This is a genomic window from Actinoplanes sp. CA-030573 (assembly GCF_050951115.1).
Lineage (GTDB): Bacteria > Actinomycetota > Actinomycetes > Mycobacteriales > Micromonosporaceae > Actinoplanes.
The window spans coordinates 6050973-6064622 of sequence record NZ_CP192038.1 but is presented as its reverse complement, the minus strand read 5'-3'; the positions used below and the strand labels follow the sequence as shown (position 1 = coordinate 6064622).

Annotated in this window: 14 protein-coding genes and 1 pseudogene; 11 read left to right on the top strand and 4 right to left on the bottom strand. The window is 71.6% G+C overall.

Annotated elements, in window-relative coordinates; genetic code table 11:
• Window positions 1-45: 45 nt before the first annotated feature.
• Window positions 46-570 carry a hypothetical protein gene (locus ACQP2F_RS28055; protein ID WP_433292458.1) on the top strand — a complete coding sequence of 175 codons (525 nt, stop codon included), beginning with the start codon at window positions 46-48 and terminating at the stop codon, window positions 568-570.
• A 56-nt stretch (window positions 571-626) separates the two neighbouring features.
• Here ACQP2F_RS28055 and ACQP2F_RS28050 read toward each other — a convergent pair whose 3' ends face one another.
• On the bottom strand, window positions 627-2036 hold the full coding sequence (locus ACQP2F_RS28050) for an SDR family NAD(P)-dependent oxidoreductase (RefSeq protein ID WP_433292456.1): 1410 nt from the start codon (window positions 2034-2036) through the stop codon (window positions 627-629).
• A gap of 88 nt (window positions 2037-2124) precedes the next feature.
• Window positions 2125-2421 carry a hypothetical protein gene (locus ACQP2F_RS28045; protein WP_433292454.1) on the bottom strand — a complete coding sequence of 99 codons (297 nt, stop codon included), beginning with the start codon at window positions 2419-2421 and terminating at the stop codon, window positions 2125-2127.
• A gap of 368 nt (window positions 2422-2789) precedes the next feature.
• Between ACQP2F_RS28045 and ACQP2F_RS28040 the strand changes: the two genes are divergently transcribed.
• The 4 genes from ACQP2F_RS28040 (at window position 2790) to ACQP2F_RS28025 (ending at window position 6828) form a co-directional block, all read left to right on the top strand.
• Window positions 2790-2984, top strand: coding sequence for a ferredoxin (locus ACQP2F_RS28040; RefSeq protein WP_433292452.1), 195 nt, complete (start codon window positions 2790-2792; stop codon window positions 2982-2984).
• Between the two features lie 90 nt (window positions 2985-3074).
• Window positions 3075-4340, top strand: coding sequence for a cellulose-binding domain-containing protein (locus ACQP2F_RS28035; RefSeq protein WP_433292450.1), 1266 nt, complete (start codon window positions 3075-3077; stop codon window positions 4338-4340).
• Between the two features lie 92 nt (window positions 4341-4432).
• Window positions 4433-5737 carry a mannitol dehydrogenase family protein gene (locus ACQP2F_RS28030; RefSeq protein WP_433292448.1) on the top strand — a complete coding sequence of 435 codons (1305 nt, stop codon included), beginning with the start codon at window positions 4433-4435 and terminating at the stop codon, window positions 5735-5737.
• An 89-nt stretch (window positions 5738-5826) separates the two neighbouring features.
• Entirely contained in the window at window positions 5827-6828 is a 1002-nt protein-coding gene (locus ACQP2F_RS28025) for an NAD(P)H-dependent glycerol-3-phosphate dehydrogenase (RefSeq protein WP_433292446.1), read from the top strand.
• A gap of 16 nt (window positions 6829-6844) precedes the next feature.
• Here ACQP2F_RS28025 and ACQP2F_RS28020 read toward each other — a convergent pair whose 3' ends face one another.
• A complete protein-coding gene (locus ACQP2F_RS28020; protein ID WP_433292444.1) occupies window positions 6845-8059 on the bottom strand; it encodes an acyltransferase family protein in 1215 nt (404 codons plus the stop codon).
• Window positions 8060-8144: 85 nt separating this feature from the next.
• Between ACQP2F_RS28020 and ACQP2F_RS28015 the strand changes: the two genes are divergently transcribed.
• Entirely contained in the window at window positions 8145-9023 is an 879-nt protein-coding gene (locus tag ACQP2F_RS28015) for an LLM class flavin-dependent oxidoreductase (protein WP_433292442.1), read from the top strand.
• On the opposite strand, the gene ACQP2F_RS28010 is transcribed toward ACQP2F_RS28015, so the two are convergent.
• A complete protein-coding gene (locus tag ACQP2F_RS28010) occupies window positions 9013-9969 on the bottom strand; it encodes an aldo/keto reductase (protein ID WP_433292440.1) in 957 nt (318 codons plus the stop codon). The two genes, ACQP2F_RS28015 and ACQP2F_RS28010, sit on opposite strands and share 11 nt — an antisense overlap.
• 135 nt (window positions 9970-10104) lie before the next feature.
• On the opposite strand from ACQP2F_RS28010, the gene ACQP2F_RS28005 reads away from it, so the two are divergent.
• The 5 genes and pseudogenes from ACQP2F_RS28005 to ACQP2F_RS27985 all read left to right on the top strand — a co-directional run bounded on the left by ACQP2F_RS28005 (window position 10105) and on the right by ACQP2F_RS27985 (window position 13616).
• On the top strand, window positions 10105-10656 hold the full coding sequence (locus ACQP2F_RS28005) for a snapalysin family zinc-dependent metalloprotease (RefSeq protein WP_433292438.1): 552 nt from the start codon (window positions 10105-10107) through the stop codon (window positions 10654-10656).
• A 33-nt stretch (window positions 10657-10689) separates the two neighbouring features.
• Window positions 10690-10785 (top strand): annotated as a pseudogene (locus ACQP2F_RS28000) (IS481 family transposase); the annotation flags it as partial.
• Window positions 10786-11041: 256 nt separating this feature from the next.
• The gene (locus tag ACQP2F_RS27995) at window positions 11042-11791 is read left to right on the top strand and encodes an NPCBM/NEW2 domain-containing protein (protein ID WP_433292436.1); all 750 of its coding nucleotides are present in this window, start codon (window positions 11042-11044) and stop codon (window positions 11789-11791) included.
• Window positions 11792-11895: 104 nt separating this feature from the next.
• On the top strand, window positions 11896-12444 hold the full coding sequence (locus tag ACQP2F_RS27990) for an RNA polymerase sigma factor (protein ID WP_433292434.1): 549 nt from the start codon (window positions 11896-11898) through the stop codon (window positions 12442-12444).
• Window positions 12417-13616: a hypothetical protein gene (locus ACQP2F_RS27985; RefSeq protein ID WP_433292432.1), complete on the top strand. Its 1200-nt coding sequence runs from the start codon at window positions 12417-12419 to the stop codon at window positions 13614-13616. The genes ACQP2F_RS27990 and ACQP2F_RS27985 overlap by 28 nt, the downstream gene beginning before the upstream one ends.
• Window positions 13617-13650 lie beyond the last annotated feature (34 nt).

The window sequence follows — 13650 nt, the reverse complement described above, 5'->3', positions numbered from 1 at the left end:
TTTGTCAAGAGAAGGTGTGACATGAACCGATTTACCCGGATTCTGATGATCACTGGCCTGGGGCTGGTTACGGGTGCCACGATCGGTGCCGGTCCGGCTCTCGCCGCATCGAGTGCCGACCAGGGGAAGGCCCAGTCGTCGTCGAGCGCCACCGTGCAGCAGCGTGGTGACCGCGTCGTCGGGACCTTCCCGAGCTACCGCAGCTGCGACAACGCCGGCGGATGGGGCGAGGACCGCGGCTGGTGGGACGACTACGACTGCTACCGCGTCGGCTTCCACCGCTACGCGCTGGTCGTCAGCTACGACGACTGGAACGGCTGGCCCGGTAACTGGGGTCACCACTGGGTCGGCCAGTGGTGGCCGGGCAACGGTGGCTTCCACGGCCACTTCCCGTGGCACCACGGCGGCATCTGGGACGACAACGGCATGGGCGACCACGGCGACCACGGCGACCACGGCGACCACGGCGACCACGGCGACCACGGCGACCACGGCGACCACGGCGACCATGGTGACCACGGCGACAATGGCGATCACGGCGATCACGGCGATCACGGCCACGGCCACTGACGTCCGCGTCGCGAGCGAGCCACATCCCGGGCGGGATGTGGCTCGTTTCGTCGTTGCTACCAGGCGACCGGCGCGTAGTCCTTGAGGAAGCAGCCGTACACGTCCTCGCCCTGCTCGCCGCGAACGATCGGGTCGTAGACCCGGGCCGCGCCGTCCACCAGGTCGAGCGGCGCGTGGAAGCCCTCGCCGGCCAGCCGCATCTTGGTCGGGTGCGGCCGCTCGTCGGTGATCCAGCCGGTGTCGACGCTGGTCATCAGGATGCCGTCGGCGAACATGTCGGCCGCGCTGGTGCGGGTCAGCATGTTGAGCGAGGCCTTGGCCATGTTCGTGTGCGGGTGGCCGGCGCCCTTGTAGCCCCGGGCGAAGATGCCCTCCATCGCCGAGACGTTCACCACGTACCGGCGCGGGAACTTCGATCGGGTCATCGCCCCACGCAAGCGGCTGACCAGCACGAACGGCGCCGTGACGTTGCACAGCTGGACCTCGAGCAGCTCGAGCGGGTCGACCTCGTGCACCCGGTCGCTCCAGCTGTTGGTCGGGGTCACGTCGGGCACCAGGCCGCCGGCGTCGATCTCGGCCGAGCGCGCGGTCAGCGCCAGCTCGGTCACCTGCCGCGGGGTGAGCGCGGGGCCGCCGGCGGTGAGCACGGCGGCGGGCGAGGCGCCGGCGCTGCCGAGATATTCCAGCTCGGGCAGCGGGCCGTCGGGGAGCGCTTCCTTCTCCGCGGCCGCGATCGCCGCATAGGCGCCGGGCGTACGCCGTACCGTCTGCGCCGCGTTGTTGATCAGAATGTCCAGCGGTCCCCGGGCCGCCACCGAGTCGGCGAGGGCGACCACCTGGGCCGGATCGCGCAGGTCGAGCCCGACGACCCGCAGCCGGTGCAGCCAGTCGCCGCTGTCGGGCATGGCCGCGTACCGCCGGACCGCGTCGTGCGGGAAGCGCGTGGTGATGGTGAGGTCGGCGCCGTCGCGCAGCAGCCGCAGCGCGATGTACATGCCGATCTTCGCCCGGCCGCCGGTGAGCAGCGCCCGGCGCCCGGTCAGGTCGGTGCGGGCCTCGCGCTTGGCGTGGTTGAGGGCCGCGCAGCCCGGGCAGAGCTGGTGATAGAACGCGTCGACCACGGTGAAGCGCTGCTTGCAGACGTAGCAGCCGCGGGCCTGGCGCAGGACGCCGGCGGTGCCGCCGGTGACGGTGGTGCGCAGCGGGATGCCGGCGGTCTCGTCGTCGATGCGGCCGGGCGCGCCGGTGGCGGTGGCCTCGGTGACCTCGCGGTCGGCGGCGAGGATCGCGTCCCGCCGATCACGCCGCCGCTGCAGCTTCACGGTCTTGAACAGGCCGGCGGTCGCGCGCCGGACGGCGACCGCGTCGGGGTGCTCGGGCGGGAGCTTCCCGGCCTCGGCCAGGACGGCCAGGCAGATCGCCAGCCGCTCGGGATCGAGCCCCATGGTGTCGGCGTCGCCCGCCATCTCCGCGTATCTCCCTAACCTCGCCGCTGCTTCCCGAAGAACTGTACTGAGCCCCTCAGATCGGCAGGTGAGGCCGGGTCCTTCGGGTTCAGCGGGCGGTGACCCGGCCGGCCGGGCGGTACATCACCCGGTTGCGGCTGTTGCGCCGGTTGTTCAGGCGCTTCGGGACGACCTCGATGCGGGGCTCGCGATCGGGGTCGAGCTGGGCCGCCGAGGAGACGACGATGACCCCGGCCAGCCCGTCCCGCAGCATCTGCAGGGCCGCCTCCCAGTCGCCGCAGACCAGCCCGGCGACCTCGTACCGCCGGGCCGCGCAGTAGTCGAGGCAGCGGGCCGCGTTCGCCTCGAACTTGTCCGGCTGTACGAAAATGACAGCGTTCGTCATAGTGACCATCTCCCTCACCGCAGGCCGTCGCGTGGTCGCCGAGCGCGAGCGAGACTCACCTAATCGTGTCCATCGTCACTTGCACATCGGCCGATTCGGACAAGTCATCTCCGCGAATCCCGTTCATCGACCCCCTTCAGTCGTATTTGGACCACCCGACCGGATAATTCCGCTGTACTGTCGGCTATCCGGTTGTCACCCTGGGGTTAGGGTGCGCATCCTGTCCCCGCTCGGCTCTGCCGGTGACCCGGCCCTTGACTCTCCCCTTGGGGGAGACACCAAGGTGGACCGCATGAGAGCCGCAAGCGTATTGACGAGTCTCGCTGCGTCCAGCAGTGTGAGGGCGTTCGCCCATCGTGGAGCTGCCCATGAAGGTCACGGTCGACACCGGTCTGTGCATCGGGTCGGGGACGTGTGCGATGACCGCGCCGGCCGTCTTCGGTCAGGACGAGGAGCAGGCGGTGGTGGTCGTGCTCGACCACGCGCCGCCCGAGACCGAGCGGGCGGCGGTGGAGCTCGCGGTGAAGAGCTGCCCCGCGGCGGTGATCCGGCTGACGGCCTGACGCTTTCCATCTGCGACAAATAAAACTACAGTCATCGATATCTCTTGGGAGCGCTCCCACGCCACCGTCCCCGAATCCCCTGGAGTACCGATGCGTCGACGTGCTGTCGGGTTCGGCGTCGCGGCCCTCGTGGCCGGCGCCGGCATGATCGTTGGACTGGCCACTGCCGCCACCGCGGCCGCGGCCTGCGCGGTGGACTACACCGCGAACTCGTGGGCCACCGGGTTCACGGCCGACGTCAAGGTCACCAACTACGGGGCCGCGGTCGGCTCGTGGACGGTCGGCTGGACGTACGCGGGCGATCAGAAGGTGACGAACGCCTGGAACGCCACCGTCACCCAGAGCGGCGCGTCCGTGCGAGCGAGCAATGTGGCCTGGAACGGCAGCCTGGCGAGCGGCGCGTCCACGTCGTTCGGGTTCCAGGGAACCTACTCCGGCACCAACGCCAAGCCCACCGCGTTCACGCTGAACGGGGTCGCCTGCGGGCCCGACGTCACGCCGACGCCCACTTCCGCCTCGCCCACGCCGTCCTCGCCGCCGACCAGCCCGACGACCCCGCCTACGAGCCCGACGACCCCGCCCACGAGCCCGACGACACCGCCCACGAGCCCGACGACACCGCCCACGAGCCCGACCACGCCGCCGACCAGTCCCTCGAACCCGCCCGCGAACTGCGTGCCCACCGCGGTCTGCGACGGCTTCGAGAACCAGGCCGGCACGACCCCCGGGGGTAACTGGGCGGCGACGTACCCGGACTGCTCGGGCGCCGGGACCGCCGCGATCGACCGGACCGTGGCCCACAGCGGTTCGACCTCGCTGCGGGTGAACGGGGCCGAGGGCTACTGCAACCACGTGTTCGTGCGCAACACGGCGATCCTCGGCACGACCAGCTCGGTCTGGTACGTGCGGTACTGGGTGCGGCACACCACCGCCCTGCCGGCCGCACACGTGGCCGCGGTCGCGATGCGGGACGCCAACGACGGCAACAAGGATCTGCGGTTCGGCGGGCAGAACGGCGCTCTGCAGTTCAACCGGGCCTCCGACGACGCGACCCTGCCCGAGCAGAGCCCGGCCGGGGTGGCGCTCTCCGCGCCGCTGCCGGTGAACACGTGGAACTGCGTCGAGTTCAAGGTCGACGGCGGCAACGGCACGATCGAGACCTGGCTCAACGGCGCGAGCGTGCCGGGGCTGCTCGAGGACGGCACGCCCACGCACGACATCGACAGCCAGTGGCTCAACCGCACCTGGCGTCCCAAGCTGACCGACCTGCGGCTGGGGTGGGAGAGCTACGGCTCGGGCGCCGACACCCTCTGGTACGACGACGTGGCGGTGAGCGCGATGCGCAACGGCTGCTGAGCCCGACGGGGCGGCGTCGCCACGGTGAGCGCGATGCGCAACGGCTGCTGAGTCCGGTTGCCCGGCCGGGCACGGGAAACCACGATGTAGGCATGCGGATCCTGCATCTCGGGCTCGGGAACTTCTTCCGGGCGCACCAGGCCTGGTACACGGCGGCCACCCCGGGCGCCGGGGATTGGCCGATCGCGGCGTTCACCGGGCGTTCCGCCGAGGCGGCCGTCCGGCTGAACGCGCAGCACGGGCGGTACACGCTGCTGGTGCGCGGGCCCGAGCGGGATCAGGCCGAGATCATCGGGGCGATCGACCACGCGTACCCGGCGAGCGACGACCAGGCTTGGCGGGAGCTGCTGGCGTCGTCGCGCACCGCCGTGCTGACGCTGACCGTGACCGAGGCGGCGTACCTGCGGGGCGCGGGCGGCGGCCTGGACGAGAGCCGGGCCGCCGCCGACGTGGCCGCCTGGCTGCGGGGCGACCCGGTGCGGACGGTGCCCGGCCGGCTCATGGCGGGACTGGCCGAGCGGCGCGTCTCGGGCGGCGGGCCGATCGCGATCGTGCCCTGTGACAACCTGCCGGCGAACGGTGAGGCGGCGGCGCGCGTGGTGCTCGACTTCACGTCGCTGGCCGAGCCCGCGCTGGTGCCCTGGATCCGGGACAACGTCTCGTTCGTGACGACCATGGTCGACCGGATCACGCCGCGGACCACCCCCGAGGACGTGCGCACGGCGGCCGAGCTGACCGGGTTCGACGACGCCGTGCCGGTGGTGACCGAGCCGTACTCGGAATGGGTCCTGAGCGGCGTCTTCCCGGCGGGCCGGCCGGAGTGGGAGGCGGCGGGCGCCCGGTTCGTCGCCGATGTCACGGCCCACGAGCAGCGGAAACTGCTGTTGCTCAACGGTGGGCACAGCCTGCTGGCGTACGCCGGAGGCCCCCGCGGCCATGAGACGGTGGCCGAGGCCGTCGCCGATCCCGAGTGCCGCGCCTGGCTCGACCAATGGTGGGACGAGGCCGGCCGCTACGTGCCGCTGCCGCCGGGCGAGCTGGCCGAGTACCGCGCGGCGCTGGTGACCCGCTTCTCCAACGCCCGCATCCGGCACAAGCTCGCCCAGATCGCCGCCGACGGGTCGCAGAAGGTGCCGATCCGTGTGCTGCCGGTGCTGCGGGGCGAGGTCCAGGCGGGCCGCATCCCGCCCGGGGCGGTGCGGATCCTGGCCGGGTGGATCGATCACCTGCGCGGCCTCGGCGTGCCGGTCGACGACGCGGGCGCCAAACCCTTTCAGGAGCGGGCTTCCGCCGTACGGGATGTGCTCGCCCTGCTTGTTCCTGATCTTGCAGACGACGATGCCCTGGTCGCGGCCGTGGAGAGGGCGACGCTCACGTCCGGCGGCGCGCCGCGATGACCGCTCGGCGCACGTGCTCGGGCTGACGCTGCGCGTTCCCGCCGTCACCGCATAAGCTCACCTGGCCTACGTCGGCCACTGGGGGAGCCATGCGGATCACTGTGCTGGGTGCGGGATCTTGGGGCACCACGGTTGCGTCCGTCCTCACCCGCCGCGACCACGAGTCGCTGATCTGGGCGCGCAACCCGGCCGCGGCGGAGGAGATCAACGCCAAGCACACCAACGAGCGCTATCTCGAGGGTTTCCCGCTGCCCGACCGGCTGCGTGCCACCGCGGATCTGGCCGAGGCGGCCTCCCACGCGGAGCTGCTCGTCGTCGGCGTGCCGACCGGGGCGTTCCGGGAGACCCTGGAGCAGGTCCGGCCGAGCCTGCATCCGTGGATCCCGATCGTCAGCCTCAGCAAGGGCCTGGAACGCGACTCCCTGTCGCGGATGACCGAAGTGATCAAGGACGTGCTGCCGGGGCACCCGGCCGCCGCGCTGACCGGCCCCAACATCGCCAAGGAGATCATGGCGGGCATGGCGGCGGCCACGGTGATCGCGACGGAGGACCTCACCGTCGCCGCCGAGATCCAGCGGGTGTTCCGCCGCGGCCTGCTGCGGGTCTACACCAACCACGACGTGATCGGCTGCGAGGTCGGCGGCGCGCTGAAGAACGTCGTGGCGATCGCCACCGGCATCGCCCAGGGCCTCGGCGTCGGCGACAACACCCGGGCCGGGGTGATCTCCCGCGGGCTGGCCGAGCTGACCCGGCTGGCGGTCGCGATGGGCGGCGAGCCGAGCACGCTCGCCGGGCTGGCCGGCATGGGCGACCTGGTCGCGACGTGCATCAGCCCGCACAGCCGCAACCGCTACGTCGGCGAGCAGCTCGGCCGCGGGCGCAGCCTGGACGACATCCTCGCCGAGATGGGCCAGGTGGCCGAGGGCGTGAAGACCGTGCACGCCGCGGTCCGGCTGGCCGACCGCTACGGGCTGGCGATGCCGATCGCCCGCACGATCCACCGCGTCATCACCGGCGACATCACCGCCGAGCGGGCCTATGACGGCCTGCTGCGCAGCCATCCGGCCGGCCACGAGTCGGAGCCCGGCTAGAGCCGGCCGCCCGCGATCACCCCTCCGCGGGCTGTCGAACCGCGTCGACCAGCGCCGGCGGCACCTGCGCCGGCGGCGCCTGCGCCGGCGGCGCCTGCGCCGGCGGGGCGCTCGTGGGCACCCGGCCGCGCCGGGCGGTGCCGGTCACGGCGTTCCGGAGCTCGGCCCACGACCGGTACCGCTGGAACGGCGCCTCGAACAGCTTGGCGAAGAGCCACGCGCCGGCCAGGGAGAGGCCGCCGGCGAGCAGCGTGGTGACCGTGAACGAGGTCATCCCGCGTCCGAGCCGCGGTATGGCCAGCTTCAGGGTGATCACGACGACGATCGGCAGGTGGATCAGGTAGAGGCTGTACGAGAACGATCCCAGCCGCTTCAGGGGCCGCGAGTCGAGCAACCGGATCAGGGCGGCGGGCCGGCCGCTCACGACCGCCAGCAGGAGCATGGTCATCGCCGGGGCGACGGCCAGGTCGACCCAGTAGTAGTGGTGGACCATCCAGCGCGAGCCCTGATGCAGCACCAGATATCCGACCGGCGCCGCGGCCAGCACCGCCAGCAACGCCCACGGCACCCGGTGGAAGCTGCGGCCGGCCGCGACCACCCCGGCCGCCACGACGCCGGCCGCGAAGACCGGCACGAGGTGCGGGGCCAGCCAGTTGTCGGCCTGCGGCGGCGATCCGTCGAAGACGGCGAACCCGACCACGACCACCGGCGCCGTCACGACGGCCAGCATCGCCGCCGGGCCGAACCGCCGGCACAGCAGCACGAGCAACGGCAGCAGGCCGTACAGCAGCGCCTCGACGCTGATCGACCAGAAGGCGCCGTTCGGCGTGGGCGCCGAGAACAGGTCCTGCAGCAGCAGCGTGTAGACCACCACGGACCCGGAGGTGGGCTCGGCCGAGTGCGGCTGGCGCACCACGGTCCAGGCGATGACCAGGCTGAACGCCAGCGCGGCCCAGTACGCCGGAAGGATCCGCCACGCCCGTCGCCGGGCGTACCGGCCGAGGCTGCCCAGGCGCCAGCCGTTCCCCGCGGCCGTCATCGCCAGCGAGAACCCGGACAGGATGAGGAACATGACGACCGCGAGCCGGCCGAACCCGAGCCAGCTCAGCCACGCCGGCCCCCGATAGCGGGGAAAGCCCAGGAACGTATACGCCCAGCAGTGGAACAACAGCACGTACAAGGCGCAGAGGCCGCGCAGGCCGTCCAGTCCCGCCACCCGTTTCCCCGTCACGTCAACGTTCACGTGCGGCGGCGGCGAATCGTTCGATAACCGGCCGCTGGAGACCGGTCCGGGCCCGGCCGTAGGGTGATGGACCATGCGGATCTCCATCTGGCCCGGGGCCGAGCAGACGTACGCCGAGGTGCTCGAAATGTCGCAGCACGCCGCCGCCACCGGGTGGGACGGCGTGTGGCTCGCCGACCACTTCATGCCCGACGCGGACGACGACCTGGCCACGCCGATGCTCGAGTGCGGCTCGCTGATCGCGGCCCTCGGCGCGGTGGTCCCGCGGGTGCGGATCGGCACCCTCGTCTACGGCAACACCTATCGGCACCCGGCCGTGGTGGCGAACATGGCGGCCACCGCCGACCACATCAGCGGCGGGCGCTTCGTGCTCGGCGTCGGCGCCGGATGGCAGAAGAACGAGCATCGGCGGTACGGGATCACCTTGCCGCCGACCCGGGAGCTGATCGATCGCTTCGAGGAGGCCGTCCAGGTCATGCTCGGCCTGCTGCGGACGCCGCGCACCACCGTGAACGGGACGTACTACCAGGTCGTGGACGCGGTGTGCGAGCCCAAGCCGGTGCAGGACCCGCTGCCGCTGCTGATCGGGGCCAAGGGCGAGAAGCGGATGCTCGGCATCGTCGCGAAGTACGCCGACGAGTGGAACGCGTGGGGTGTGCCCGCGACGATCGCGCACAAGTCCGCGGTGCTCGACGAGCACTGTGCCCGGCTCGGGCGCGACCCCAGGACGATCAAGCGCACCGCCCAGGCCCTGGTCGCGGTCGACGGCGGCCGGCCGGACGGCCCGGGCGGCCCGCCGGTGATCGGCGGTTCCCGGGACGCGCTGGCCGCCGCCGTCGACGAGTACCGCGCGCTCGGCCTCGACGAGCTGATCATCCCCGACGACCTGCTCGGCAAGGGCGCCGCCCGGCTGGCCGCGATGGACACGATCCTGGCGATCGTCAGGCGGTGAGCGCCCGGATCGCCGTCATCTCCGCCGCGGTCAGCGGCCCGCGTTCGGCGGCGGCGACACATTCGGCCAGCTCCGCCCGGTTCTTCACGCCGAGCACGACGGTCGCCACCCCGGGCACGCTCAGCGCGTAGCGGTGCGCCAGCGCGGCCGGGGTCTCGCCCAGCTCGGCCGCCAGCTTCCGGAACGGCTCGGCCCGGGCGAAGTCCCGCGCCGCCGGGTGGCCGTCCGGCAGCGGTCGGTCGACCGCCGAGGTCAGGGACCCGGCGGCCACCGCCCGGATGCCGACGACCGGGACACCGTTCCGATTCGCGGCGGTCAGGATCGCCTCGGTGGCCGGCGCCACGTCCTCGAAGAACCAGATGTCGCCGTTCATGTCCATCGCGTTGACCACGACCTGCACCGCGTCCGGCTTCGGCGCCTCGGCGAGGGCGTCGACCACGCTGTCCGGGTGACCGACCCCGGTGATGCCCCAGCCCCCGATCAGCCCCTCGGCCCGGAACCGCTCGAACTCACCGATCACCTCGTCGCGGTAGACCGGCCAGCCGATCAGTCCCGGTTCGTCCGACCGCCCGGACCGCGGCCGCAGCTGGGTGTGCAGCAGCACGAGGTCGACGTGGTCGCGGCCGATCCGCTCGAGGCTGTCGTGCAGGCTCCGGCGGGCTCTCGCCCGTACGTCACCCTCGTCGTCGGGAAGCGGAATCTTGGTGGTGATCATCAAATCGGCGGCGGCCCGCGACCGCAGCGCCTCGCCGGCCGCTCGCTCCGACTCGGAGTCGACGCCGTAGCCCGGCGCCAGGTCGAGCATGGTGATGCCCGCGTCCAGCGCCGCATGGATCGTTGCGACCGCTTCGGCCCGATCCGTGCTGCCCCAGACGCCGCCGATCCCACCGCCGCCGAGGGTGAGCGCGCTGATCCGCCCGAGCCGTCCAAACTCTCTGGTCTCCATGCCTCTCGACCGTAGGACCTGGAGCGCGCTCCAGCTCAAGTCCGCGGGAGGGGCGTTTTGATATGACCCGATTACATAGACGATCTTCTTTGTCTGGATAGAGTCGTCGGCACCCGATCCACGCAGGAGGCAACCATGCTTCGCCACCGATGGGCGACCGCCCTGATCGCCGTCCTCGCCATCGCCGGCATCCAGCTCGCCGGCGCCACCCCCGCGGCCGCCGCCACCCGCATCCTCTACTACGACGCCGGCCAGGCCCAGGAGTTCGTGGCCGTCGTCAACCAGGGCGCCCAGATCTGGAACGCCCGCGTGACGAACGTCCAGCTGCGGGCGCTGACCGCCGGCCACACCGCCAACATCCGCGTCTACGCCGACAACGGCTGGCCGCGCACGTACACGACGTCGCTCGGCAACGGCCGCTGGTACATGGGCCGGCAGGCGGTGAACCAGGGCTACTACCCGCCTCGCATCGCGGCCCACGAGTTCGGGCACATCCTCGGCCTCCCCGACCGGCGCACGGGCCTCTGCGCCGACCTGATGTCGGGGAGCAGCGCCCCGGTCTCGTGCACGAACGCGAACCCGAACAGCCAGGAGACGAGCGCGGTCGAGAGCAACTTCCGCTCCGCGCTGGTCAAGAGCCCGCGGTCGTACGTGTGGCAGGGTCCCGCCGTGCAGCCGGCGGCCTAGTTGTGCCCGCCCGGCGGCGGAACCCCGCGTCCCTCGGTCGCCTGGTTCGCCGCCCGCGGTGTCACCGTCAAGCGGGTGTTATCGGACAGCGGCCCACCCGACAAGTCGTATGCCTGGCGCCGCGCCTGCGCCGGTCCGTTCCGGCCCCACCCGTCACTGGGTGGGGCCAACTTAGCGACGGGCTACGACACTTCTGGGCCGCAATCCACAGTGCGGTTGTGATCCCGTGCCACTACAGCGTTCACCAAGTCGACGGACCCAAACTTATGGACGGAATGGTCGTCCGAAGGATCGATGTAGGTCTCCTCGTCCGGTCGTTTACTGGAAAGCCCCAAGTGCCCACGGATGGGAACAGCGCCGGATGCCCCGCACAAATCAAGATCAATTGACACTCGAAGGCCAGAAGGCGCGAGCCGACCGCAACGAAAGCCGCGTCAAGCTCTTGACGGCCCTGGTCACCTTGGTGGGCGCGGTGGCCACGGCGTTCGGCGTCATCTGGGGTGTCACGGCGAAGAGGGCCGACACGGCAACGGCGCAGGCCGACACGTCCGCTGTCGAGGTGCAAAAACTGAAACAAGAGAATGCGGACCTTCAGAATCGGCTGGCGGCCGCACAGAAAGATCTCGAGGCGCTCCGGGCGTCCGCTTCGTCGTCCGATCCGGGTGGCGGTAATCAGTCGTCAGATCAAGTGCAGACCTCGTTTCTTACGGATCTTCAATACGTTGACTATGACCATAAGGCGTCGACCGGTTACTATCGCGCAGATGGCCCGTACGAGGCCAACGGCAAAGACTATCCTCATGGAATCGCCATGAGCTCAGGCTGTCAGAACCGCGACGGCGGGGACTACTGGGTGGACTTCAATCTGGGGCGTTCTTACACCAGGCTGGTCGGCGACGTCGCTCTCGAGGACAGCAATACTGCCGGCGTGGAAATGAAGTACCAGCTGATGCTCGATGGCGTGTCAAAAGCCGGGAAGGCATTGACCGCGGGGAACACCAGCCCGATCGACGTCGATGTCACTGACGGCTTGCGGCTTCGGCTGCTTGTTCACGACCCCCGTCGCACCTCGTGTGGTGCCGAAGGCCACGCATACGTCATCTGGGGAGATCTGCGGCTCACCGGCAAGGTGTAGGTCGTCGGCAATCCGGCACTCTCGCTGTAACCCGGGCCGGCCGCCGCGCGTGTAACCGGTGAGCAGCCCGATCGCCGGGCGCAGCGGGGGAGGACGAGGGCACCGTGGCCGATGCGCGCCGTGAGCCGGACGCCGATCCGGGCCGGCCATCCGACCTGGACTTCGACGGGTTCTACGCCGCCCACTTCCGGTCCCTGACGGTCCAGCTCTACGCGTACACCGGTGACCTGCCCACCGCCCAGGACGCGGTGCAGGAGGCGTTCCTGCGCGCACTTGCCCGGTGGCCCCGGCTGGCGGGAGCCGGCGATCCGCTGGCCTGGGTGCGCCGGGTCGCCTGGAACCTGGCGATCAGTCACTGGCGCCGGGCCCGTACCGCCGCGCTGTTTCTGCGCCGGTATCGCGTGGAGCACGTGCCGGCTCCGGAGCCGGACCGGGTCGCCGTGGTCGGTGCGCTCGCCACCCTGCCGGACCGCCATCGCCGGGTGGTGGTGCTGCACTACCTCGCCGACCTTCCGGTGCGGGACATCGCCGAGCAGATCGGGGTGCCCGAGGGAACCGTGAAGGTGTGGCTGCACCGCGGCCGTACGGCGCTGGCCGCCCGGCTCGCCGACAAGGAGGACGAGACATGGCGCAGCTCGACCCGGACCCGCTGATCGCCGCGTTCGACGAGTTCCGCGGGCGGGCCACCTCCCTCGTGACGCCGGTCGGCGCCGGCCGTACCCGCGAACGCCTCCGTGCCCGGCGGCGCCACCGGATCGGCGCGATCGGCGTCCTGGTCGTCGCTATCCCGCTGCTGGTGACCGGGCTCCTGGCCGGCGAGCGGCACGGGCGGCCGGCCGTGCCGCCCGCGGTCTCCCCCTCAGCGAACTACTACGTCGGACCGGGCGAGACCACGCATCCGTCCACGCAGGCCCCGCCGGGCGGCATCACCGAGGCCGCGCTCTACGACGCCGTGCTCGACCTGCCCGCGTGGCCGGCCGCGCTCGGCGCCTGCGCGAGCGGCCCGGTCCGGTTCGAGGGCGGCGACACCGTCGCCAACGATCTCAACCTCTGGATCGCCGGGGTCGCCTACGCCGACGTGGACCGGGACGGCCGGGCCGAGACGTTCGCCCGCGTCTTCTGCACCGGCGGCGAACGGCCCGACGACGTGGGGTCGCAGGTGGTGGCCTTCACGCGGGGACCAGGCGGCGGGGTGCGCACGATCGGCCCGGTCCTGCGGCAGGGCGGCGACGCCGTGGCGATCTGCGGCGTGCGGTCCGGCCCGGGCGGCACGGTGCAGGTCCAGATCGCCGACTTCCCGGTGCCGTGGCGGTGCGCCGATCCCACCCTGGGCGACGAACGGTACATCACCCGGCAGTGGCTGACGTTCGCGTGGGACGGGTCGGCCTTCGCCCAGCGGGGCACGACGGCACGCACGACCAACCCATACGCGACGGACCTGGCCGCGACCGGCGGCGATCTCGTGCTCGTGCGGCAGGCGAACGGGCACTACCGGGGCTCGAAGACGGTGACCGTGCACAACACCGGCGCCTCGGCCATCCCGTACCGGACGCAGACGCTCCTCGCCGGCGGCATGCGGCTGGTCGAGCCGCCACCCGGGTGCGCCGTGGATCCGGCCCGGACAGGGGGCGGGATGGAGGTCGTCGTCTGCACCGCCGCCAAGCTCGCCGGGGGCGCGACCCGCACGGTGACGCTCGAGGTGGACGCGCCGCGGCGCGATCGGATCGCCTTCGACCCGGCCACCGACGTGATCCCGCTCGACGGCTACAACGACCCGAACCAGCCCAACGACCGGGCGGCGTTCACCATCGAGTTCCGCGACTGAACACGCGCGGGCGGAAGCGTGTCACTCTTGGTAC